At 67.9% G+C, this 22,993-nt stretch carries 17 protein-coding genes; 12 read left to right on the top strand and 5 right to left on the bottom strand.

The window, feature by feature from the left end:
• Positions 1-57 precede the first annotated feature (57 nt).
• A complete protein-coding gene (gene folK, locus RTX79_RS11745) occupies positions 58-555 on the top strand; it encodes a 2-amino-4-hydroxy-6-hydroxymethyldihydropteridine diphosphokinase (RefSeq protein WP_312683890.1) in 498 nt (165 codons plus the stop codon).
• Between the two features lie 113 nt (positions 556-668).
• Here the strand turns inward: folK and RTX79_RS11740 are convergent, their stop codons facing one another.
• Entirely contained in the window at positions 669-1,406 is a 738-nt protein-coding gene (locus RTX79_RS11740; RefSeq protein WP_309683513.1) for a pteridine reductase, read from the bottom strand.
• A gap of 57 nt (positions 1,407-1,463) precedes the next feature.
• Between RTX79_RS11740 and RTX79_RS11735 the strand changes: the two genes are divergently transcribed.
• Positions 1,464-2,648, top strand: a complete 1,185-nt coding sequence (locus RTX79_RS11735) for a class I SAM-dependent methyltransferase (RefSeq protein WP_312683889.1) — start codon at positions 1,464-1,466, stop codon at positions 2,646-2,648.
• Positions 2,645-3,031 carry a VanZ family protein gene (locus tag RTX79_RS11730; RefSeq protein WP_312683887.1) on the top strand — a complete coding sequence of 129 codons (387 nt, stop codon included), beginning with the start codon at positions 2,645-2,647 and terminating at the stop codon, positions 3,029-3,031. Before RTX79_RS11735 ends, RTX79_RS11730 begins: the two co-directional genes overlap by 4 nt.
• A gap of 34 nt (positions 3,032-3,065) precedes the next feature.
• Here RTX79_RS11730 and RTX79_RS11725 read toward each other — a convergent pair whose 3' ends face one another.
• The 3 genes from RTX79_RS11725 to RTX79_RS11715 form a co-directional block, all read right to left on the bottom strand.
• Complete coding sequence (locus RTX79_RS11725; protein ID WP_312683886.1) at positions 3,066-5,405, bottom strand: family 20 glycosylhydrolase; 2,340 nt, start codon at positions 5,403-5,405, stop codon at positions 3,066-3,068.
• A gap of 120 nt (positions 5,406-5,525) precedes the next feature.
• Positions 5,526-8,156, bottom strand: coding sequence for a TonB-dependent receptor (locus tag RTX79_RS11720; RefSeq protein WP_312683885.1), 2,631 nt, complete (start codon positions 8,154-8,156; stop codon positions 5,526-5,528).
• A 166-nt stretch (positions 8,157-8,322) separates the two neighbouring features.
• Positions 8,323-9,342, bottom strand: coding sequence for a glucokinase family protein (locus RTX79_RS11715; protein ID WP_312683884.1), 1,020 nt, complete (start codon positions 9,340-9,342; stop codon positions 8,323-8,325).
• 363 nt (positions 9,343-9,705) lie between these two features.
• On the opposite strand from RTX79_RS11715, the gene RTX79_RS11710 reads away from it, so the two are divergent.
• The 9 genes from RTX79_RS11710 (at position 9,706) to RTX79_RS11670 (ending at position 21,487) form a co-directional block, all read left to right on the top strand.
• Complete coding sequence (locus tag RTX79_RS11710) at positions 9,706-10,995, top strand: sugar MFS transporter (protein WP_312683882.1); 1,290 nt, start codon at positions 9,706-9,708, stop codon at positions 10,993-10,995.
• 42 nt (positions 10,996-11,037) lie between these two features.
• Positions 11,038-12,105: a LacI family DNA-binding transcriptional regulator gene (locus RTX79_RS11705; RefSeq protein ID WP_042614153.1), complete on the top strand. Its 1,068-nt coding sequence runs from the start codon at positions 11,038-11,040 to the stop codon at positions 12,103-12,105.
• An 8-nt stretch (positions 12,106-12,113) separates the two neighbouring features.
• The gene (locus RTX79_RS11700; protein WP_312683878.1) at positions 12,114-13,142 is read left to right on the top strand and encodes an SIS domain-containing protein; all 1,029 of its coding nucleotides are present in this window, start codon (positions 12,114-12,116) and stop codon (positions 13,140-13,142) included.
• Positions 13,142-14,290 (top strand): N-acetylglucosamine-6-phosphate deacetylase, encoded by a 1,149-nt coding sequence (gene nagA, locus RTX79_RS11695; RefSeq protein WP_309683534.1) that lies wholly within the window; start codon positions 13,142-13,144, stop codon positions 14,288-14,290. The genes RTX79_RS11700 and nagA overlap by 1 nt, the downstream gene beginning before the upstream one ends.
• A complete protein-coding gene (locus RTX79_RS11690) occupies positions 14,287-15,354 on the top strand; it encodes an acyltransferase family protein (protein WP_312683874.1) in 1,068 nt (355 codons plus the stop codon). Before nagA ends, RTX79_RS11690 begins: the two co-directional genes overlap by 4 nt.
• 316 nt (positions 15,355-15,670) lie before the next feature.
• Positions 15,671-19,612 carry an autotransporter outer membrane beta-barrel domain-containing protein gene (locus RTX79_RS11685; RefSeq protein WP_312683872.1) on the top strand — a complete coding sequence of 1,314 codons (3,942 nt, stop codon included), beginning with the start codon at positions 15,671-15,673 and terminating at the stop codon, positions 19,610-19,612.
• 117 nt (positions 19,613-19,729) lie between these two features.
• A complete protein-coding gene (locus RTX79_RS11680) occupies positions 19,730-20,767 on the top strand; it encodes a S41 family peptidase (protein ID WP_312683870.1) in 1,038 nt (345 codons plus the stop codon).
• The gene (locus tag RTX79_RS11675) at positions 20,757-20,987 is read left to right on the top strand and encodes a hypothetical protein (protein WP_312683869.1); all 231 of its coding nucleotides are present in this window, start codon (positions 20,757-20,759) and stop codon (positions 20,985-20,987) included. Before RTX79_RS11680 ends, RTX79_RS11675 begins: the two co-directional genes overlap by 11 nt.
• A 65-nt stretch (positions 20,988-21,052) precedes the next feature.
• The gene (locus tag RTX79_RS11670) at positions 21,053-21,487 is read left to right on the top strand and encodes an SseB family protein (RefSeq protein ID WP_042614147.1); all 435 of its coding nucleotides are present in this window, start codon (positions 21,053-21,055) and stop codon (positions 21,485-21,487) included.
• 186 nt (positions 21,488-21,673) lie between these two features.
• Here RTX79_RS11670 and RTX79_RS11665 read toward each other — a convergent pair whose 3' ends face one another.
• A complete protein-coding gene (locus tag RTX79_RS11665; RefSeq protein ID WP_312683866.1) occupies positions 21,674-22,894 on the bottom strand; it encodes a multifunctional CCA addition/repair protein in 1,221 nt (406 codons plus the stop codon).
• Positions 22,895-22,993: the final 99 nt, after the last annotated feature.

Below are 22,993 nucleotides of genomic sequence, written 5' to 3'. Positions count from 1 at the left end.
GGTACGGGTGATGCCGTGATGAAGCCATTACCTCCCCCCTGCCACCCGATGACCCGCATGACCACCGTGCTCCTCAGCCTGGGCAGCAATGTCCAGCCCCGCCGCCACCTGCATGCCGCCGTGGCCGCCCTGGCCGAACGTTTCGGCAGCATCACCGTCTCTCCGGCCTATCGCACGGCGGCAGTAGGCTTTGACGGCCCGGCGTTCCTCAACAATGCGGTGGCCATTGAAACCGACATGCCGCTGGAGGCCCTTGATGCCTGGGCCCATGCGCTGGAAGACCGGCACGGGCGCGATCGCAGTGGCCCACGCTTTTCCGATCGGACCCTGGACATCGACGTGGTGTTCTACGGTGACCTGATCGTGGAGGGGCCGGGACATCTGCGGATTCCCCGCCCTGAACTGAAGCACGCCTTCGTGATCAAACCGCTGGCGGATATCGCGCCGGACTTCGTCGATCCGGTCAGTGGACTGACCCTGGATGCGCTGTGGCGGGCCCACCGCCAGGTGGGTGATGCCTTCGAGGTGGTGGAACTGGGCGCCGGTGCCGATTGAAGGGTAGCGCCGCTCCATGCTCGGCGAGCGCAGCGGCAGGAGCTGACGACCAGCGGTCGTCACTACCGAGCAGACGTTGACGAGCAGCGGTCGTCACTACCGAAGCCGCTGACTCAGGACAGCGTGCGCCCGCCATCCAGCCGCAGCGTGTGGCCGGTGACGAAGCCGGCATCGGCGATCAGCCAGCGCACCGCTTCGGCGATTTCCTCCACCGTGCCGATGCGCGCCAGCGGAGTGCGCGCCAGCAGCGCCTCGCGCGCGAAATCATCCTTGCCGGTTTCCGGCCACAGGATGGCCCCGGGCGCCACCGCGTTCACCCGCACCTTGGGCGCCAGTTCCAGTGCCAGTGAGCGGGTCACCATTTCCAGCGCGGCCTTGGCCATGCAGTAGGCCGGATGGTCGCGCATGGGCTGGCTGCCGTGCAGGTCGGTGAGGTTGACGATGCTGCCGTGGCTGCGACGCAGGTGCGGTGCAGCGGCCTGGGCCAGGAGCAGCGGCGCGCGCGCATTCACCGCGTACAGGTCATCGACCGCTTCGGCGGTGATCTGCCCGAGCGGGGTGGCGAAGAAGTTGGAGGCATTGTTGACCAGCGCATCCAGCCGGCCGAAATGGGCGACCGCCTGCTCGACGAGGTCGGCCAGGGCGTCGCTGTCGCGCAGGTCGGCCTGCAGCGCCAGCACACTGCCCGGCCGCGCCAGTTCGAAGGCGAAGGCTGCCTGCTGCAGCTCGTCGCTGGAGCGATTGGCATGCAGCACGATGTGGTACCCGGCCTGGTGCAGATGACCGGCGATGGCTGCACCGATGCGGCGCGCGCTGCCGGTGATCAGGGCCACGGGGGCGGTGGGGGTCATCGGGTACTCCATGGCTCGGCTATCCTGTGCACCATTGTCACCGCATTTGAAGACGCCATGCAGTCCACCCTTCCCCTGCCCGATACCGACGCCCTGGCCCACAGCGAACAGCTGGCAGCCGCATTGCGCGATGAAATCCGCGCGCAGGGCGGCGCGATCCCGTTCTCGCGCTTCATGGAACTGTGCCTGTACACCCCCGGATGGGGTTACTACAGTGCAGGCGCCAGCAAGTTCGGTGCCGGCGGTGATTTCACCACCGCGCCGGAAATGGGCGGATTGTTCGCCGCCACCGTGGCCAATGCACTGGCGCCGGTGTTCGGCCAGCTGGGGCCGCAGGCCCGCCTGCTCGAGCTCGGCGGGGGGACCGGTGCCTTCGCCGAAGCGCTGCTGCTGCGGCTGGCGGAACTGCAGGCACTGCCGGCGCGCTATGCGATCCTGGAGCCCAGCGCCGACCTGCGCCAGCGCCAGCGCGAGCGCCTGCAGCAGAACCTCCCGGCAGAGATCGGCGGGAGCGTGGAATGGCTGGACCGGCCATTCGATGACGACTGGGAAGGCGTGGTGTTCGCCAACGAGGTGATCGACGCGCTGCCGACCCCGCGCTTCGTGATCCAGGCCGGTGAGGTGTACGAAGAGACCGTGGCGCTGGATGCCGATGGCCAGTTCGTGCGCGCCACGGCACCGGCGGACATGCTGCTCAACGGCGCGGTACGGCATCTGGAGCGTTACTTGGACACGCCGTTCGCCGATGGCTACCGCTCCGAGCTGCTGCCGCAGCTGCCGTACTGGCTGCAGGCGGTGGCCGGCGGACTGAAGCGCGGCGCGATGCTGTTCGTTGATTATGGTTACAACCGCGGCGAGTACTACCTGCCCGAACGCGATGACGGCACCGTGCGTGCGTTCTACCGCCACCACGTACACAACGACGTCCATCTGTGGCCGGGCCTGCAGGACATCACCGCTTCGGTGGACTTTACCGCCATGGCCGAAGCCGGCCTGCACGCGGGGTTCGACCTGGCCGGTTACTGCAGCCAGGCCAGTTTCCTGCTCGGCAACGGGCTGGACCAGGTGCTGGCACTGGCTGATGAGCGCACCGACGACGTGGGCCGGGTGCAGCTGCGCGAGGAGGTCAAGAAGCTCACCCTGCCCAGCGGCATGGGCGAGCGCTTCCAGGTGATCGGCCTGCAGCGCGACGTGGATTTTGAACCATCCTTCGAACTGGGTGACCTGAGCTGGCGGCTGTGAGCGGCAGGTGGCTCAAGCCACTGCGCCATCCGCGGTTCTGGCTGGGTGTGTGGCTGGCCGCGGTGCTGACGGTGATCGTGGTCTGCCTGATCCCGCCGCCGCCGCTGGCGCTGCCCCAGGGCAGTGACAAGGTGGAGCACTTCCTGGCGTATTTCCTGCTGGGGGGCAGTGCGGTGCAGCTGTTCCAGCGCGGCCGCGCGCTGCTGTGGATAGCGGTGGGCCTGGTACTGATGGGCGTTGGCATCGAGTTCGCCCAGGGGGCGCTGACCGAAACACGGATGGCCGACCCCGCCGATGCGCTGGCCAATACCGTCGGGGTGGTGGTTGGCCTCGCCACGGCACTGACGCCGTGGCGGGACCTGTTGCTTCGCCTGCGCGGTTGAGGGCTGACCGGGGCTACCGGGTCTGCTGCGCGCGTTACCGCGCCAGGGTGGCTTCGTCCAGCACCCACATCGCCGGCCGGGTGTCACCGGTGAAGCTGATGCACAGATCGCCCTTGCCGGTCGCCTGCTTGGGCAAGGTGGCTTCCAGGGTGACGAATCCATCGGCACCGACGCTGGCGGGCAACGCCACTTCGGCTAGTGCCGGGCCGCTGCAGTCGCCGCGGCGGATCTTCATTTCACCGTGTGCCCGCGTGGCCGCTTCGAACCTGCGCTGCGGTTCGTCGTGGGCCAGCTGGAAGTAGTACGGAATACGCCCCGCACGGACCTTCAGCGTGCCGATGCCGGTGAGATCGGCATCGGCCCAGCGCCAGCACGGGTTGAAGATGTTGACGTTGAACACCGCACGGGGGCCGTCGGCCGGGCCATCGTCTTCCAGCCGCAGCAACAACTGTCCCGGGCCGGGGCAGGTGAGCAGTTCGTCATCGCGGCGGGTCAGCAGCGACTGTGCGGTGAACGCGGCCACGCTGGGCGCAGCGGCCAGCGGCTGGCCGTTGAAGAACGCGGCAGCGTGCACGGTCACCGGCACGCGTGCCTGCAGCGGAGCCTGGTACAACGGCGAAGCCGCAGTGACCGGCTGGCCATCGGTGCGATAGCGCACTTCGTAGCCCAACGGATTTTCCAAACTGACCTGCACGCTGCCGGCGCGGCGGTCGTCCTGATGCGCGACTGCCACCTCGAACGGCGTCTGTGCATAGGCCAGGCCCCACGCGCGGTAGCGCTGCAGCTGTGCCGGCAGGCGGGCCAGGAAGTCGCGGAAATCGCGCTGCTGCACCGGGCTCCAGCCGGTTTCTGCAACCGCGGCCAGGCGCGGGAACAGGTTGTGCTGCAGCCGGGCGTAGCTGCGCGTGTGTTCGGTGAACATGTTGGCCTGCAGGCCGAGGATGTGGTGCTGCTTATCCGCTGCCAGCGTGGCCGGCACCGGCTCGAAGGCGTAGGTACGTGCCAGCGTGGTGAGCAACGGACGGCCCGGCGGCTCGTTCGGCGATGACGTCTGCAGATAGTCCATGTACATGTCGGTGACCGGCGACATCACCACGTCGTGGCCTTCGCTGGCAGCCTTCAGGCCACCTTCGGTACCGCGCCAGGACATCACCGTGGCCTGCGGCGGCAGGCCGCCTTCGAGGATTTCATCCCAACCGATCAGGCGCCGGTCGTGCTGTTCCAGGAAGGTTTCCAGACGCTTGATGAGATGGCTCTGCATCTGCATCTCATCGCTGGCGCCCAGTTCGCGCATGCGCTGCTGCACACGTGCCGAGGCGATCCACTGGTCCTTCACGGCTTCATCGCCGCCCACATGCACGTAGGTCGACGGGAACAGCGCGATGACTTCTTCCAGCACGTTTTCCAGGAAGGTGAACGTGCTTTCCTCGGTGTTGAACAGGTTGGGGAACACGCCCCATTCGCTCAGCGGTTGCAGCGGCGTATCCAGTACGCCCAGCTCCGGGTAGGCGGCAATGGCGGCGGTGGCGTGGCCGGGTACGTCGATTTCCGGAATGACCTGGATATGCAGCGCGGCGGCGTAGGCGATGACTTCGCGGATCTGCTGCTGGGTGTAGAAGCCGCAGTACGGACGGGGTGCGCCGGTGGCCGGGTCCCGGCCGCCGTCACCGGCCGGGATGCGGCAGCTGCCGACCTCGGTCAGTTTCGGGTAGCGCTTGATCTCCATGCGCCAGCCCTGGTCATCGGTGAGATGCCAGTGGAACGTGTTGAGCTTGTGCGCGGCCATTGCATCGAGCACCTGCTTGATCTCGTCCAGGCTCTGGAAATGCCGCGCCGAATCCAGCATCAGGCCGCGCCAGCTGAAGCGCGGGGCGTCTTCGATGCGCACCGCCGGGATGCGTCCATCGCTGCCGCCGGTAGCCAGCTGGGCCAGCGTGGCGGCGCCATAGAACAGGCCGGCCTCGGTGGCAGCGCGCACGCTGATGCCGGAGGGGCCCACCTCCAGCGTGTAGCCCTCTGCACCTGGTGGGTGACGACTGTTGGTCGTCACGCTCTCCAGCACGAAGCGAATCCCACCGGCCGCGTTGCCCGCAGACGGTACCAGTGTCGGACCGCCACTACGCGCCAGCAGCGCGGCAAACTGGGCGGCCACGCGCCGGGCAGCGTCGCCCTGGGCGGACAGCGGCGTCGATGCGGTAAGCGTGAAGCCTGCGCCCTGCGTGCGCTGCACGTGGGCCGGGGCGGGAATGAGCGGCAGGCTGCCGTCGCGCAGCAACGGGCCGGGGGCGTTGTCGATGGCCGGTGCATCGGCGGCGCGTGCCAGCGGCGCGATGGCCAGGCACAGCAGCAGCGGGGCCAGGGAGGTGAAGCGCATCAGGTGACTCCTGTGGTGGAGGGGCGCCGATCATCCGCCGGCACCATCCGTTTACCGTCCCCATCATGCAACGGGCCCGGATGACCGGGCCCGTTGCGATGGGACATTGCCAGCTGCAGCTTAGAACTTGAAGTGCACCGTGGCCATGTAGCGGCGGCCACTCTTGTACTTGCCGGCCAGGTGCTCCTTGTCGCCCAGGTACTGGAAGTAGGTCTCGTCCAGCAGGTTCTGAGCGTCGATGTTGAGCGACCAGTTCTCGTTGAAGGTGTAGCCGATGCTCGCACCCAGTTCGGCGTAGTCGTCCACGCTGGCCGGTGCGGCGCCGGCCACGTAGCCGCCGGCCAGGTAGCTGTCACGCCAGTTGTAGGTCAGGCGGGCATTCAGCGGGCCCTTCTCGTAGTAGGGGCTGAAGGCCACGGCGTTGCGCGACTGGTAGGGCAGCGGATCACCGGTGTTGTTCTCGCCGTTGGCGTAGGTGTAGTTGCCGGTCAGGCCGAAGCCGCTTTCGCCGAAGGGCTGCTGGAAGCTCAGGTTGAAGCCCTTGACGTGGCCGCTGCCGGCGTTGCGCGGACGCTGGATGCTGTAGTCGCAGTAACCATCGGCGGTGCAGCCGTTGGTGCCGACGATGCTGTCCCAGGTCAGCGGCGAGGTATCGCGGATCGAGTTGTACTGGCGCTCGATGGTGGCCGAGGTGTCGATGTAGTTCTCGATCTTCTTGTAGAAGATCGACCACGCCACGACGGCCTGCGGCGCGAAGTAGTACTCGGCCGAAGCGTTGAAGTTCCACGACTCATACGGCGACAGGTTGGCGTTGCCGCCCGAACCGGTCAGCTGGGTATCGTTGAGGAAGGTGTTGTTGACCATCTGGTTGTACGGTGCCCAGGCGATCACCTTCGCACCGGAGAAACGGAACACCCAGTCGCTGTCGGTATCCCAGGCCAGGCTCACCGACGGCAGCACGAAGTCTTCCTTCTTGGACTGGGTCTGCCACTTGCTGTCCAGGTCGGTCAGGGTCGGCGTGCCGCCGTAGACGAAGCCGCTGCCGTCGGTCTTGGAATCGACGTAGCGCACGCCCACGTTGCCGCGCAGCGGGCCGTTGGAGAAGTTCAACTGCGCATAGGCCGCGTTGTTGGTCTGCTCCAGCGCCCAGCTGTTGTTGAGGTAGCTGGACGGATCCGGATTGGCGAAGTCCAACGGGCTGCCCTTGACCCAGGCCAGCACGTTGTCACGGCCGACCTGGATGTGGCGCGACTGGTCGTCACCGAAGCCCTGGATGCCGTCGGTCAGGCCGATGGTGCCGACGTCGGCCAAGGTGCCGGTGCGCACGCCGCTGTACACGTTGAGCTCGAAGTTTTCTTCGTGCTTGCCGTGGCGCACGCCGAGCTGCAGCTGGTTGAACACGCTGTCGAACTGCACGTTGAAGTCCAGCTGCGCGTAGGTGTCCTTGCTGTCGGTGGCGAAGATGCCGTTGTTGCCGAGCCAGCCGCCGGGAGCGCCCCAGTTGGCCGGGTCACGCGCGCCTGCCGGATCATCGAAGGTCAGGCCATCATCGACACTCCAGCTGTAGCCCCCGTTGTACACCGGCTCGATGAAGTACTGTGCCAGGTTCTTGTTTTCCGACTTGCTCTGGCCGACCTGGCCGTTGACGCCCCAGCCTTCGCCCTTCCAGGCGCCACGCAGGTCCAGGCCCTTGGTGGTGACTTCGGATTCGCGCACGTTGTTGTCATAGATGACCGTGCCGCTGGTGGCATCTGCGTTGGCATTGGAATGGCCGCTGGTGGCCACGCCGTTGCGCACGTCGCCGAGCTGGTCGATGGCGTTGCGCGTGCCGTCGTTCCAGGTCAGGAAGGAATACATCGACTGGTTGTAGTTGTCGAAGTTTTCCTTGATGTACAGCCCGCTCAGGTTGAACTCCAGTTCCTCGGTCGGCTTGAACTGCAGGTTGACCACGGCGCTGTCGCGCTTGCGCTCCTGCTGGAACCAGGCGGCGTTGATCGAGTTCGGCACGTCGACATCACCCGCCACGCCCGGTGCGTTGGTGAAGCTGCTGGCCTTGGCGTAGCCGAAGACCTCGATGCCCTGGCGGTCGATCGCTTCTTCGTAATGCTGCGCGGACACCGCGATGCCGAACGTCTCATCGTCGTTCTTCCAGCTGTACAGCGCCGATGCGTTCGGCTTGCCTTCGCTGGCCTGCTGGCTGTAGCTGTAACCCACCGAGGCAGCCACTTCGTTCTTCTTCAGGTCCAGCGGCTGGCGGGTGTGCATCAGCACGGTGCCGCCGAGGCTGCCTTCGGTCAGGCGTGCTTCGGAGGACTTGATGATCTCCGCACGCCCGAGGATCTGCGGCGACAGCAGGGTGTAGTCGAAGCCGCGGTTGGGCTGTTCGCCATACAACCAGATCGCCTGGGCGACCGGGTGGCCATCCAGGAAGGACAGGTTGAGGCTGGGGTCGGTGCCGTCGATGCTGACCCGCTCGCCCTGGCCGAAGCGACGGTCCAGGGTGACGCCGGGAATCTGCGACAGCGCTTCAGCCACATTGGTGCTGGGGAACTTGCCGATGTCCTCGGCGGTGATCGCTTCGGACACACCGACGTTGTTGCGCTTGGTGTCCAGGGATTTTTCCAGGCTGGCGCGGATGCCGACCACGGTGATCGTGTCCAGGTCCTGCGGGGTCTGGGTCTGCTGGGCGTGGGCACTGAAGGCCAGGCAGCCGACGATGGCGGCCGAAAGTACGGACTTGCGGGTGTTCATGATGTCTCTCCTCATCACACGAAGTTTCGCCGCGTCGGCGCGTGGTTGTTGCTGTCGTACGACCTCGCCGCGGCCGGCGGGTCGGGTGTTCCGGGTACAGCGTGCTGCGTGTTCCGGGTACCGCGTCGTTCGTCCAGGCCGCCGCGCGCTCCAGCGCGCTGCATCCTCAGCGGGGCTGCTGGCCGAGGTACCAGCTGGCGGCGCCGATGACGCCCAGCTGGCCGTGCTCGACCACCTTCACCGGGATCCGCTGCAGCGCTTCGCTCATCGGTCCCTTGTTGAGATAGCGCGCGACGAAGGTGCTGTCGCGCAGGTAGTCGCGGATCTTCGGCAGGATGCCGCCGGCCAGGTAGACCCCGCCATGGGCGCCGTACAGCAGGGCCATGTCACCAACGGTGCTGCCAAGCAGGCCGCAGAACACGTCCAGCGCCCTGCGTGCCAGCGCATCGGTGCCCGCGATGGCCGCAGCGGTCACCGCATCGGGGCTGCCCAGCAGCGCGGGCTGGTCTTCCAGTGCGCACAGCGCGGTGTACAGGTTGATCAGGCCGGGACCCGACAGCGCATGCTCTACCGACACATGGGAACGGCCGCGCAACATGTGGCGCAGGATCGCCATTTCCAGCTCGTCGCTGGCGGCGAGACTGGCCTGGCCGGCTTCGGTCGCCAGCACCACCGGACCGTGCGCGGTCGGAATCCACAGTGCCGCTCCCAGGCCGGTGCCAGGGCCTACCACCAGGGTGGGGCCGATGGGCGCGCTGTCCGGCCCGCACAACTGCAGCACGCCGCTTGCATCGACCTGGGCCGCCGCGTGGGCCACGGCTTCGAAATCATTGACGATGTGCACGTGCTGCACGCCGACCTCGGTTTCCAGCTGACGAGCGGACAGCGGCCATGGAACGTTCGCGGTGATCACCGTGCCGTCTTCACGGGCGTAGCCGGCGGTGGCCACCACGCAATGCGCTGGCCGCATGCCGTCGCCGAGGAAGTCGGAAAGAATCGCGCCCAGGCCAGGGTGGTCCGCATTGCGGTACTTGCGGTAGTCCAGCACGCGCACCGGATGCGCTGCATCGCCGCTGGCCTCGACGCGGGCCACCCGGACATGGGTTCCACCCACGTCTGCGGCCAGGAAGCCCGGCGCTGCAGTGGAGAGGGCGGGGGTGGGTGCGGGATGGCTGGCAGCGGTCACGCGGGCTCCTGCGGAGTGCGGGCCATGATTGACCCGCCGTTGAGCGGAATATGAAGCTCTGTTGACAACGATGTCAACGGCTTCGTGAATTTTTCGTTGCTGCATTGCAAGGGATGGTTTCGACCGAAAACGATTACACGTCGACCTTCCATCGGCCGGGCAAAGTCCCGCCGCACCGGCGCTCCAGCGATCGAGCGCATTCATCGGGTCCTGCATCTGAAGACATGCGGCAATGCAGCAAACAGGGCGCCGCGGATTTTGTGAGTTGACAAAGTCCCCACGGCCGTCGAAAGAATGTGACAACGTTGTTCCCAGCCACTCGTCGACGACGCCCCGTGCGGAGTCGCAGCAGGAGCCTTGCCGATGTCCGCCGTCCACGCTGCAGGTGCGCGTACCAGCGTCACCACGTCCATCGCCATCGTCGGCGTGCTGTTCTTCCTGATCGGTTTCTTCACCTGGCTCAACGGACCGCTGATCACCTTCGTCAAGCTGGCTTTCGAGCTCGACGAAGTCGGCGCGTTCCTGGTGCTGATGGTGTTCTACCTGTCCTACTTCTTCCTGGCGCTGCCGTCCTCATGGATACTGCGCCGTACCGGCATGAAGAAAGGGCTGAGCCTGAGCCTGCTGGTGATGGCCGCCGGTGCAGCGACTTTCGGGGAGTTCGCCACCCAACGTTGGTACCCGGGCGCGCTGGGCGGTCTTTTCATCATCGGCAGCGGTCTTGCGCTGCTGCAGACCGCGATCAATCCGTACATCAGCATCCTCGGGCCGATTGAAACCGCGGCACGGCGCATCGCGCTGATGGGTATCTGCAACAAGGTCGCCGGCATGCTCGCGCCGGTGCTGATCGGCACCCTTGTGCTGCATGGCGTGGGCGACCTTTCCACCGCGGTGGAGCAGGCGGACGTTGCAACGCGCGCGGCACTGCTCAACGACTTCGCCGCCAAGATCCATGCGCCTTACCTGGGCATGGCGGCGCTGCTGGTGGTGCTGTCGGTGGCGGTCCTGTTCTCGCCGCTGCCCGAACTGAAATCCTCCGAGGCCAACGCCGCACCGGCGGGCAAGGGCGGGATCGAGCGCAGCAGCATCTTCCAGTTCCCGCACCTGTGGCTGGGCGTGCTTTGCCTGTTCGTCTATGTGGGCGTGGAAGTGATGGCCGGTGATGCCATCGGCACCTACGGCCACGGATTCGACCTGCCGCTGGACCAGACCAAGATGTTCACCTCGCTTACCTTGGGGGCGATGCTGGTGGGCTACGTGGTGGGCCTGCTGCTGATCCCCCGTTTTGTTTCCCAGTCGCGCTACCTGAGCATTTCCGCCTCGCTCGGCGTACTGTTCTGCGTGGGCGCCTACTTCACCCATGGGTATGTATCGGTCGCCTTCGTGGCACTGCTTGGATTCGCCAACGCGATGATGTGGCCGGCGATCTTCCCGCTGGCGATCCGCGGCCTGGGCCGCTTCACCGAGACCGGTTCGGCCCTGTTGGTGATGGGCATCGCGGGCGGTGCGATCATTCCGCAGGCCTTTGCCGTGCTCAAGCAGCATGTCAACTTCCAGTTGGTGTTCCTGCTGCTGATGGTCCCTTGCTACCTGTACATCCTGTTCTATTCGACCATCGGGCACCGCGCGGGCCTGCCACGCGACGCTGCCTGATCGGCGATCATGGGCGCCACGGATCAATCGCAGGGAACGGCAATGCGCAGAGCCACAATCAAGGATGTCGCCGAAAAGGCCAAGGTCTCGCTGAAGACCGTGTCGCGCGTCATCAACAACGAGCCGTCGGTGATGCAGGCCACCCGCGCGCGGGTGCTGCGCGCGGTGGCCGAACTGGATTACGAGCCGGATCCTTCGGCGCGCAACCTGCGCAGCGGCACCACCTTCGTGGTGGGTCTGGTGTATGACAACCCCAACCCGTACCACATCATCGGCGTGCAGAACGGCGTGCTGGCGGCCTGCCGCGAAACCGGCTTCGGGCTGCAGATCCACCCGTGTGATTCCAGTTCGCCGCTGCTGGCCGAAGAGCTGGCCGACTGGGTGCAGCGCTCGCGGCTGGCCGGGCTGGTGCTGACCGCACCGATGTCCGAGCGCCGTGACCTGGTGCAGGCACTGACCGCGCGCGGCATCAAGCTGGTGCGCATCATCGCGGCCACCGAAGACCCGGCCGATGGTGCGTGCGTGTTCGTGGACGACCGCGAGGCCGCCTACGAGGTCACCGAGCACCTGATCCAGCTCGGTCACCAGCGCATCGGCTTCCTGTGGGGCGGCAGTTCGCACCGATCTTCGGTGGAGCGCCACGCCGGTTACGAAGCCGCGTTGAAGGACTACGGCATGACCGTGGACAAGCACCTGGTGGTGCAGGGCGACTACACCTTCGACGACGGCTTCCGCGGTGCACGGCGCCTGCTGGCGCTGCGCGAACCGCCGACCGCCATTTTCGGGTCCAACGACGAAATCGCCGCCGGCGTGCTGGCGGCAGCGAAGTCGGCCGGCATGAACGTGCCCTATGACCTGTCCATCGCCGGCTTCGAGGACAGTCCGTTCTCGCGCCAGTCCTGGCCACCGCTGACCACCGCCAAGCAGGCCACCGAAGACATCGCCCGGCATGCCGCGCGCCTGCTGATCGCACAGCTGCGCAGCGATGCGTATGACGATGCGCCGTCGCCGCTGCACAACCAGGGCTTCGTGCCGCAGCTGGTGGTGCGTGGTTCGACCGCGCCGATGCGTCCGGCCGCCGCGCGCGCCCTTCCTTCCGATCCCCCTTGAGTACCGCCATGACCCTGCCAGCCCCTGCCGACACGTTGATGTTCCGCGAAGCCGCCGAGGCGGCCGATGTCATCGCAGCCCAGTTCGCGCGCAACCATGGCGTGATGGAGACGCTGGCTGCCAGCCTGCGCGCTGCGCCGCCGCCGTTCGTGGTGACCTGCGCGCGCGGCAGCTCCGACCATGCCGCCACCTATGCCAAGTACCTGCTGGAAACCCAGCTCGGGCTGGTGGTGGCGTCCGCTTCGCCCTCGGTGGGATCTGTGTATGCCGCGCCGTTGCAGCTGCGCGGTGCGTTGTTCATCGTGATCTCCCAGTCCGGCAAGAGCCCGGACCTGCTGCGCAATGCCGAAGCGGCCAAGGCCGCCGGCGCGCGCGTGGTGGCGCTGGTCAACGTGGAGGATTCGCCGTTGGCGCAGCTGGCCGATACGGTGATTCCGCTGCACGCCGGTGCCGAGCGCAGCGTAGCGGCGACCAAGAGTTATCTCGCCTCGCTGGCCGCTGTGCTGCAGCTGGCCGCGTACTGGAAGCAGGACAGCGCGCTGCGTGCGGCACTGGAGGCGCTGCCGGCGGCATTGCGCCAGGCCTGGCAGGCGGACTGGAGCACGGTCACCGAGGGCCTGGTCGAGGCGTCCAATCTGTTCGTGCTGGGGCGTGGCCTCGGCCTGGGCGCGGCGCAGGAAGCGGCGCTGAAGTTCAAGGAAACCTGTGGCCTGCATGCCGAAGCGTACAGCTCGGCGGAGGTCAAGCACGGGCCGATGGCGCTGGTCGGGCCGGGCTTCCCGGTGCTGGCCTTCGCCCAGCCCGACGAAACCGGTGCCGGTACGCGCGCGGTGGCCGACGAGTTCGCCGCCCGCGGTGCGCAGGTGTGGTTGGCAGGCGCTGGCGGTGGCCTGCCGGTGGCAGCGGCGCCGCATCCGCTTTGCGCGCCGTTGCTGACGGTGCAGAGCTTCTACCGCGCGATCAACGCGCTGGCGCTGCGTCGCGGGCACAACCCCGACCTGCCGCCGCATCTGAACAAGGTCACGGAGACCGTCTGATGAAGCAGGTGCTGCGCAATGCCCGCATGCTGGTGGGCGACGAATTCCGCGATGACCTCGCGCTGGTGATCGAAGACGGTCGCATCCTTGCGGTGCTGCCCGACGCGGCGCCGCAGCTGGGGCAGGCCGACGAGCAGGTGGACCTGGGCGGTGGGTGGCTGCTGCCTGGCTTCATCGACGTGCAGGTCAATGGGGGCGGCGGTGCGCTGTTCAACAACACCCCGGACGTGGCGACCCTGCGCACGATCGCCGCGGCGCATCGCCGCTTCGGCACCACCGCGCTGCTGCCGACGCTGATCAGCGATGACCTGCAGGTGATGCGCGCGGCGATCGCCGCTACCCACGATGCCATCGCGCAGGAGGTGCCCGGGGTGATCGGCATCCACCTGGAAGGTCCTTATATCGCGCCGGCGCGCAAAGGCACGCACGATGTCAGCAAGTTCCGCGTGCCGGACGCCGATGAAATCGCGTTGGCGGCCTCGCTGGACAATGGCGTGACCCTGCTGACGCTGGCGCCGGAGCGGGTGCCGCTGGAGACCATCCGCGCGCTGGTGGAGCGTGGGGTGATCGTGGCGGCCGGGCATACCGCAGCCAGCTATGAAGAAGTGCGTGCCGGGCTGGATGCCGGTATCCGTGGCTTCACCCACCTGTACAACGCGATGTCACCGCTGCAGGGCCGCGAGCCGGGTGCGGTGGGGGCCGCGCTGGAAGACCGCGACAGCTGGGTCGGCATCATCGTCGATGGCGTGCACGTGCATCCGGGCAGCCTGCGCGTGGCGCTTGCCGCCAAGCCGCGCGGCCGCCTGCTGCTGGTGACCGATGCGATGCCGCCGGTCGGTGCGGATGACCCCAGCTACGAACTGTACGGTGAGATCATCACCGCCGTGGACGGCGTGGTGCGCAACGCGGCCGGTTCGCTGGCCGGTTCGGCGCTGGACATGGCCACGGCAGTGCGCAACACCGTGCAGCTGCTCGGCCAGCCGCTTGCCGAAGCAGCACGCATGGCCTCGACCTATCCCGCGCGCTTCCTCAACGTCGATGATCGCCTGGGCCATATCGCCGAGGGCTTCCAGGCCGACCTGGTGCTGCTGGACGATGCCCTGCAGGTGCGCGGTACCTGGATCGCCGGGCAGTACGAAGCAGCATGAGCACGGCCGCCGGCGCGCGCCTGGCATCGATCGATGCACTGCGCGGGATCACCGTGGCGGCGATGTTGCTGGTCAACAACCCGGGTGACTGGGGCCACGTGCATGCGCCACTGCTGCATGCGGCGTGGCACGGCTGCACGCCCACCGACCTTGTGTTTCCGTTCTTCCTGTTCCTGGTCGGCGTGTCGATGGCGTTCAGCGTGGTGCCACGCGCCGCCGACGCGGTGGCGCGGCCTGCGTTGGCGCGCGGCGTACTGACCCGCGCGCTGCGGATACTGGTTGCCGGCCTGCTGCTGCACGCGCTGGCGTGGTGGCTGCTGGAGCTGCCGCACTACCGTTTGTGGGGCGTACTGCAACGCATCGCGGTGTGTTCGGCGCTGGTCGGCCTGCTGGCGGTGCATGCGCGTGCGCGGCTGCAATGGACGGCGCTGGTGGTGCTGCTGGCCGGCTATGCGGGCCTGCTGCTGGCCGCCGATACGCTGGCGCCGCTGCACAATCCGGTCAGTCGGCTGGACACGGCGCTGTTCGCCCCGTGGATCTACCAGTACGACGCGGCGACCGGGCTGGGCCATGATCCGGAAGGGCTGGCCAGTACGCTGGGTGCGCTGGCCAGCACGCTGCTTGGGCTGCTGGCGGGGCAGATGCTGCGCGCCGGGCAGACGCTGCGGCTGGCCTTCGGCGGCGCGCTGTTGCTGGCGATCGGCCTGGCGGCAGCGGCCTGGCTGCCACTCAACAAGCATCTGTGGACGCCCCCGTACGTGCTCTGGACGGGGGGGCTGGCGATCATCGCCCTGCTCGCCGCGCACTGGCTGGTCGACCAGCACGGCTGGCCAGCGCTGGGGCGCCGCTTCGGCGTCAATGCCATCACCGTGTACCTCGGCGCGTCGGTGATGTCGGTGCTGCTCGGCGCCAGCGGCCTCTGGCAGGCAGCCTGGAACATTGCCGCCGGCGCACTGCCGACGCAGCTGGCAACGGCCTCGCTGCTGATCGCCGTGGCCTTCGTCGCTGCGTGGTGGGCGGTGGCCTGGTGGCTGGACACCCGCCGTATCTACCTGAAGATCTGAACCCGTTCAGTGATGTTGCAGAGCGGTGAGAGGCGCGCGTATTCACGCTTAATGCCTGAACTTCATCACATTTAAGATGTGGAAAATAACTAGGCGGCAGTGTCAGACTGCGGCCGCAGGACCCTTACGGTTACTGACGCAGGGGACAGTCCGGGGACAACCGCAGCAGGCGGGCGGGGCACGGGGTGGGCGTCGATGCCGGCACGTTCAGTCGCATTTCGTTTCTTCCGATCATCATGTTGGAGAACGTCCCATGCACCGTCCCGTTCCTTCCCGGCTTGCATTCAGCATCTCAACGCTTCTCCACTCGCGGGCCATGGCAGGCACCGCGCTGCTGCTGGCTACCCTGAACGTCAGTGCCGACTGCATCACCACCGGCACCAGCACGGTCTGCGACGCCAACCCGCCCACGCCATGGACCAGCACGCTGGGCACCGGCAACAACGCGGCCGAAGACAACCGCTCGGTGCAACTGCAGCCCGGTGCCACGGTTGCCGTGGGTAACGCCAACGCGATCTCGCTGCGCGACAACGCGACCGTTTCGATCGGCGCCGGCAGCACCGTCAGCGCCACCGCAACCAGCGTCGCGGGGTTGTTCAACACTGGTGGCAACACCGTGGAGGTGCGCAGCAACGGCATCATCAACGTGGCAGCTGGCGGGCAGATCCTCGCGCAGGGCACACAGGGCAGCGCCGAGGCGATCAACTTCCAGGGCGCGGGCAACGTGGTCACCAACAGTGGCACGATCCGCGCGAGCAACTCGGTCGCCATCTGGTCGCAGAACACCAGTGGCCTCAACACCGTCATCAATACCGAGACCGGCATCATCCAGGCCCCCGGCACGGTGATCGGCGGGTCCGGCAACGGCGCGCTGGATTTCACCAATCGCGGGCAGGTGATCGGCAATGTGTCGCTGGCCGGCGGCGATGACATCCTGCGCCTGTTCACCGGCTCGGTGATCACCGGCAACTTCAGCGGCGGCGCCGGTACCGATGTGATCTTCCTCAGCGGCACCGGCGATTCCACGCTGCCCGGCAACTTCGTCGGCTTCGAAGCGCTGACCAAGAATGACAGCGGCCGCTGGACGCTGTCCGGCACCATCACCGGGGTCACCCTGGCAACCGTGCAGGCGGGCACGCTGGCCTTGACCGGCAACAACGCGCAGTACACCGGGCAGGTGGTGGTCGAGCCGGCGGGTACGCTGGAAGCACGCGCGCAGAGCCTGCCACCGACGGTCACCAACAACGGGCTGGTGCGCTTCGCACAGGCCGACGACGGCACCTACGTGGGCGCCATCAACGGAACCGGCGCGCTGGAAAAAGCCGGCGCGGGCGTGCTGACCCTGGCCGGCACCACGAACGCAGGCGGGGCGACATCGCTGCTGGGCGGCACGCTGGTCGCGGCCAGCGCACTGCAGACCGCAGGCGTGTCGATGGCCGGCGGCACCACGCTGCGGCTGCAGAACGTGCTGCAGACCCAGGCCGGCGGCGCCGCCAACGTCAGCGGTGATGCGGGCGCGCAGCAGGTCTTCATCGACGCAGGCGGCACGCTGAGCGGCGCCATGGCGCTGGGCGACGGTGACGATCTGCTTGATCTGTCCGGCAGCATCGCCGGCGCTGTCGACCAGGGCGGCGGCAATGACACCGCCATCCTGCGCAGCGGCGGCCGCATCGGCGGGGCGCTGGCGCAGGGCGCGGGCAACGACCGGCTGGAGGTGCAGGGCGGCAGCGTGGCGGGCGCGGCCACGCAGGGCAGCGGTGACGATGTGGCGGTGCTCAGTGCAGGCAGCCTGGCCTCGCTGGACCAGGGCGACGGTGCCGACAGCCTGCAGGTCAGCGGTGGCAGCATCACCGGCACCGTACAGCAGGGCAACGGCATCGACAGCTTCCTGATGACCGACGGCAGCATCGGGGCGCTGCTGCAGGGTGACAACTACGATTCCTTCCGCATGACCGGCGGCCGCATCGTCGGTGCGTTCGAAGATGGCGACTACGCGGAGATGACCGGCGGCCGCATCGGCCGGGTCAACATGAAGCTGGACAACAACGTGTTCGACATGTCCGGCGGCACCATCGATGGCAACCTGGTCACCGGCTTCGGCCGCGACACGATCATCCTGTCCGATGGCTACATCGGCGGCAACATCAGTGTCAGTGGCGGCGATGACAGCGTGACCCTCACCGGCGGCACGGTGCGCGGCGAAATCCGCATGAGCGTGGGCAACGACACGCTGGACTGGAGCGGCGGCGGGGTGGTGCACGACCTCATCGACATGGGCGAGGGCGACGACATCGCGCGGCTGTCCGACCTCAATGAATCGCACCTGGGTGCGGTGCCGCGGCTGGATGGAGGAAGCGGCACCGATGCGCTGGCGATGGACAACGTCAAGACCACCGCGGTAGCGCGCTACACCGGCTGGGAACGCATCGCGCTGGCCAACGACAGCCAGATGACCTTCGATGGCACGCTGGTGCTGGGTGATGCGGGCACCGCCACCGGGACGCTGGATATCGATGCCACCAGTGCCTTGTTTGCCAGTGGGGCCACCGGGGTGTCCGCCTTCACTGCCGGCTCGTTGGCAAGCGTGCTCAATGCCGGGCGCATCGACATGAGCAGCAACGATGCGGCCGGTGATGTGTTCACCATCAACGGCAACTACACCGGCAACGGCGGTGGCCTTTACCTCAACACCGTGCTGGGTGACGACAGTTCGGCCAGTGACCGCCTGGTGATCTCCGGTGGCGCCGGCACCGGCACCACCGGCATCGGGGTGATCAACGCCGGCGGCGGCGGTGGCGCGACGATCGCCGATGGCATCCTGCTGGTGCAGGCGGGCAACGGCGCCACCACCAGCGCGGATGCGTTCGCGCTGTTCTCGCCGGTGGCTGCCGGTGCGTACGAGTACTTCCTGTTCAAGGGTGGAGTCAGCGGCGGCACCGCCGAAAACTGGTACCTGCGTTCGACCATCGTGGCCAGCGTGGACCCCGCGCCGGCACCGCCGCCGACCACCCCACCGTTGCCCGAGCCCGCCCCGCCAGAAGACCTTGGCACGCCGCCCCCGGTGTTGCCGCCGGCCCCGCCGCCGCCGCCGGATGTGCCGGTTGATCCGGGTGTGCCGGACCCCGACCCGGTCGCGCCCGAACCGGCCCCGCCGCCGCCGCCGCCGGAGCCCGCGCCGGTTGCGCCGCCGGTGATCACCCCGCCGCCGCCGGTGCCCGATGAGGTCGCCGTGGTGCCGGGCCCGCTGGCCACCCCGCCCACGCCCGGCGCGCGCCCGTCGCAGGCCGCGGTGACCCCGATCTACCGGCTGGAAACACCGGCCTATACGGTGGTTCCGTCACTGCTGCGCACGGTATCGCAGGCCTCGCTGGGCACCTTCCACGAACGCCAGGGCGAACAGCGCCTGCTGGCGGGCGAGGGCGCCGCGCGCGCCGCCTGGGGCCGCTTGATCGGCAGCAGCGAGGAGCAGCACTGGAAGGGTGATGCGCTGACCGGCTTCGACGGCGACCTGCAGGGACTGCAGGCCGGCCTGGACCTGCATGCCAGTGACGACGGCACCCTCCGCAGCCAGTGGGGCGTGTTCGTCGGCCGCACCCGCGCCACCGGACGCATCACCGGCCTGGCGCTCGGCTGGGAGAACGTGCACGTGGGCCAGACCCGGCTGGATGACAAGCACGTGGGCCTGAGCTGGACCGGTGTCGGCACGGCCGGCGGCTACCTGGATGCGGTGGTGATGCAGAGCCGTTACCGCGGGCAGGCGTGGTCCACCCGTGGGCTGGGCATCGACGTGCGCGGCGATGGCACCAGTGCCTCGCTGGAAGCGGGCAAGCCGCTGCTGCGGCTGGGCCAATCGTCGTGGTGGCTGGAACCGCAGCTGCAGGTCATCTGGCAGCGGCAGTCGCTGGATGATGCGGACGATGCGGTGGCGGCGATCCGCTTCGACGCCGACAACGCCTGGACCGGCCGTATCGGCCTGCGCCTGGCCGGCGATTACGGACTGGCCGACAACGGCTGGCAGCCGTATTTCAAGCTCAATTACTGGAAGACGCTGGATGGCGACAACCGCGTGGACTTCGGCAGCAACCGCATCGTCGCCGGGCAGGAGACCAGCGCCTGGGAAGTCGGCGTGGGCGTGGTGGGGCGGTTCAACCGCAACGTGAGCGCGTACGCGGTGGCTGATTACACGCGCGACCTGGAGGACCGCAACCGCGAACGCAGGAGCGTAGAGGGCAACATCGGCCTGCGCTTCGATTGGTAAGACTTTCCGCCGGGGCCTGGCGGCAGCGCCGGGCCATGCCCGGCGGGCTGTGCGGAACATCGCGTTCGCGCCCAGCGTTCACGTATCATCCGGCTTCCTCTACATGGATGTAGCGCGATGGCCGGTCGCTGTGCGTGGGTGGTTGCGATGATGCTGGTGCCTGCCGTGGCGCAGGCGGTGGACGTTCCTTCAGCGGAATCGCTGGCGAAAATGCTCGACCTGATGGAACAGCGGGCGCTGTACCGCGAGTCGGTGGACTGGACGCTGGTACGCGCTGATATCGCCGGCGCGCACGGCGACCCCGCACGGGTCCGCGCAGTGCTGGATGCTGCCATCCAGCGCAGTTCCAAGGGCCATGGACGTTGGGTAGCCGCCGGCAGCGTGCAGCTGCCCGCGCAGCTCAACGCAGTGCCTGGCGCGGGCGCCACAGCGGGGCGCGGCGGCCTGCCTGCCACGCTGGATCGCCGGCTTGGCTGGGTGGCGGTCGATCGCTTTTCATCGACCCTGGCCAGCACCCCGGCAGAGCAGGCGCGGCAGTCGGTGCAGCGGGCAGTGGCGCTGCAGCAACGCCTGCGCGATGCCGATTCCAGCCCGCGTTGCGGCTGGATCGTCGACCTGCGCAACAACAGCGGCGGCAACATGTGGCCGATGCTGCTGGGCGTGGAGCCGCTGTTGCGGATCCCCGGCGATGGCATCCAGGTGCTGGGCATGCTGCGTGGCGCGGGACCGAACGTGCCGTGGGAATCGCACGACGGCACGCTGATGGCGAAAGGCCGGCCGATGCTGGGATTTGGCCAACCCGGATACCGCCTGCGCGAGCCCGGCGGGCCGGTGGCGGTGCTGTTGGGCGAACGCACCGCCAGTTCCGGCGAAGCCACCGCACTTGCCTTCCGTGGACGCCCGGATACGCGCAGCTTCGGCGCGCCGACGGCCGGCTTTGCTACCTCCAATTCCTCCATCCGCCTGCCCGATGGCACGCTTTTCCTGCTGACCGACACGCTGATGGCCGACCGCAACGGCGTGGGCGACGGCGGACCGATCGTGCCGGACCAGGTCACCGAAGGCGAAGCGGCGACCCTGGCCGCGGCCCACCGTTGGCTGCTCTCGCAGCCGGGCTGCGTCGCCCAGGCCAAGGCCGCCCCGCGTGCCGGGTGAGATCATCGGCGAGGGACTGGCGGCCCTGCTGCGCTGGTTGCTGCAGCAGCTGGCCTGGTTCGTCGGGGAGATCGTGCTGGGTGGGACCGGCTACCTGATCCTGCGGCTGCTGCGTTCGCGCCGCGCCGAGGACGGCCACGCCTGTGTGCTGGCCGGGCTGGTGTTCTGGGTGGCCACGGGCTTCAGCGTGGGGTGGTGGCTGCGCCGGTCCACAGGATGACAACGCCACGGCCTGCTAAAGTCGCGCTATCGATCACGCGTGTGAGCACGCAAGCAGGAGTAACCGTGGAAGCCGAAGCCCCCTTTGAACCACTGAACGATCTGGAAGTGCGCCTGGTGCAGGCGCAGGACGGCACCCTGCAGGCGCCCGCGTTCCTGGACAGCCTGCTGGGCGACCAGGTGTTCGTGTTGCTGGACAAGCCGGTCGGCCCGGACGCGGACTGGGATGAATCGATCAATCCGCTGGTGCTGACCAGCGAAGCCGATGAGCCGATGTTCGCGATCTTCTCCGCGGTGGAACGTGCCAGCGCGTGGAGCGAGCAGTTGCCGCAGTTCGAGAACGCCCTGCAGGTGGAAGTGCGCTGGCTGCTGAGCGCGATTTCCGACGGCGTCGGCATCGTGCTCAACCCCGGTTTCGACCTGGGCATGGAGATGATCCCCGATGCGGTGGTGCAGCTGAAGCAGCGCGCCGACGCGTTCACCCGCGGCGAAGCCCGCTGAGGAGCGCTGCTGGCCGATGCCGTGGAGGCGTCGGCCAGCGGTTGCCGGATGACCGATACACGGTCGTGGCCGGCAGAGAATGCACTGCATCGCGTGCCGGCCATGCGGTGGGCGATGGCCGACATGCTCTCCCGCCTGAAGCCTGAATCATCTACGGCAATCTTCACCTGTAAGACGCTGGGCGGCTCAGCGTGCTGCCGCAATCGCTGCGATGCGCGCCCTGGCCAGCGCCTGGCCGATCGCCGGCCCCTTGAGGTGGGTGGTGTCCAGGTCACGCGCCTGCACGGACAACGCGGCCCGGTGCAGGCGTTTGAGGGTCTCACCCTGGGGGTAGTCGCCGTCCTCGAAACCGAGCCGTCCGCGCTTGTCGGCCTCGCAGCACAGCGCGATGCGGGCCACGCGTTCCGGCCGACGCAGGGCATCGCAGCGGCCCAGCAGCTCCAGCACGGTGGCATCGCGCAGCTCGTCGATGCGGTGCACGTTGAGGTGCTCGCGGCATACGGCTTCGGCCAGCTGCTGGTGCTCGGCCGGGACCTTCAGGCGCGCGCACAGCGCCTTCAACGGCTCCAGTCCGCGTTGCTCGTGCATGATGTGGCGCGGCCATTCGTGCTGTGGGGTGAGCGCCTTGCCCAGGTCATGGGTGAGCGCGGCGAAGCCGACCAGATCATCGCCCGGCGCCAGGCACGCGGCCATGTCGCTGACCATTTCCTGGTGCACGCCGGTATCCACTTCCGGGTGGTACTCCGCGCGCTGCGGCACGCCGTACAGCGCGTCCAGCTCGGGCAGGATCGGCGCCAGCGCATGCGCATCATGCAGCGTGCGCAGGAACGCCGACGGGCGCTCCGACGCCAAGGCGCGGCGCAGTTCCTGCCACACGCGTTCGGGCACCAGCGCGTCGAGCTCGCCACTGGCGGCGACTTCGCGCATCAATGCCAGGGTTTCATCGGCGATGGTGAAGCCCAGCGGCGCGAAGCGGGCCATGAAACGGGCTGCACGCAGGACCCGTAGCGGGTCTTCGACAAAGGCCGGGCCGACATGGCGCAGCACGCGGTTTTCGATATCGCCGATGCCGCCATACGGATCGACGAGTTGGCCGCTGTCCTCATCGCAGGCAATGGCGTTGATGGTGAAGTCGCGGCGCTGCAGGTCCTCTTCCAGCGTGACCGACGGATCGGCATCGACTACGAAACCGCGGTAGCCGCGGCCGGATTTGCGCTCGGTGCGGGCCAGGGCGTATTCCTCGCTGGTGTCCGGATGCAGGAACACGGGGAAGTCGCGCCCGACCGCACGGAAGCCCTGGGCCTCCATCCGCGCGGGCGTGGCGCCGACCACCATCCAGTCGCGGTCACCGGCGGGGCGCTGCAACAGGCGGTCGCGTACCGCGCCGCCGACGAGATAGATCTTCATGCCGCCCATGATACGGCGGCTTCGCCGCAGGTAGTGACGGCCGCTGGCCGTCACGGTTGTGCCGTTGGTGGGTGACGACCGTTGGTCGTCACGCCCGCG

It is taken from the genome of Stenotrophomonas chelatiphaga (genome assembly GCF_032054965.1).
GTDB lineage: Bacteria > Pseudomonadota > Gammaproteobacteria > Xanthomonadales > Xanthomonadaceae > Stenotrophomonas > Stenotrophomonas chelatiphaga.
The sequence above is the reverse complement of the archived record's forward strand: the minus strand, read 5'-3'. Positions and strand labels throughout refer to the sequence as shown.

Excerpts from the sequence above, each read along its gene's own strand:
- folK (WP_312683890.1), top strand. The coding sequence starts at position 58 with ATGACCACCGTGCTCCTCAGCCTGGGCAGCAATGTCCAGCCCCGCCGC.
- RTX79_RS11740 (WP_309683513.1), bottom strand. The coding sequence starts at position 1,406 with ATGACCCCCACCGCCCCCGTGGCCCTGATCACCGGCAGCGCGCGCCGC.
- RTX79_RS11735 (WP_312683889.1), top strand. The coding sequence starts at position 1,464 with ATGCAGTCCACCCTTCCCCTGCCCGATACCGACGCCCTGGCCCACAGC.
- RTX79_RS11725 (WP_312683886.1), bottom strand. The coding sequence starts at position 5,405 with ATGCGCTTCACCTCCCTGGCCCCGCTGCTGCTGTGCCTGGCCATCGCG.
- RTX79_RS11720 (WP_312683885.1), bottom strand. The coding sequence starts at position 8,156 with ATGAACACCCGCAAGTCCGTACTTTCGGCCGCCATCGTCGGCTGCCTG.
- RTX79_RS11710 (WP_312683882.1), top strand. The coding sequence starts at position 9,706 with ATGTCCGCCGTCCACGCTGCAGGTGCGCGTACCAGCGTCACCACGTCC.
- RTX79_RS11705 (WP_042614153.1), top strand. The coding sequence starts at position 11,038 with ATGCGCAGAGCCACAATCAAGGATGTCGCCGAAAAGGCCAAGGTCTCG.
- RTX79_RS11700 (WP_312683878.1), top strand. The coding sequence starts at position 12,114 with ATGACCCTGCCAGCCCCTGCCGACACGTTGATGTTCCGCGAAGCCGCC.
- nagA (WP_309683534.1), top strand. The coding sequence starts at position 13,142 with ATGAAGCAGGTGCTGCGCAATGCCCGCATGCTGGTGGGCGACGAATTC.
- RTX79_RS11690 (WP_312683874.1), top strand. The coding sequence starts at position 14,287 with ATGAGCACGGCCGCCGGCGCGCGCCTGGCATCGATCGATGCACTGCGC.
- RTX79_RS11685 (WP_312683872.1), top strand. The coding sequence starts at position 15,671 with ATGGCAGGCACCGCGCTGCTGCTGGCTACCCTGAACGTCAGTGCCGAC.
- RTX79_RS11680 (WP_312683870.1), top strand. The coding sequence starts at position 19,730 with ATGGCCGGTCGCTGTGCGTGGGTGGTTGCGATGATGCTGGTGCCTGCC.
- RTX79_RS11665 (WP_312683866.1), bottom strand. The coding sequence starts at position 22,894 with ATGAAGATCTATCTCGTCGGCGGCGCGGTACGCGACCGCCTGTTGCAG.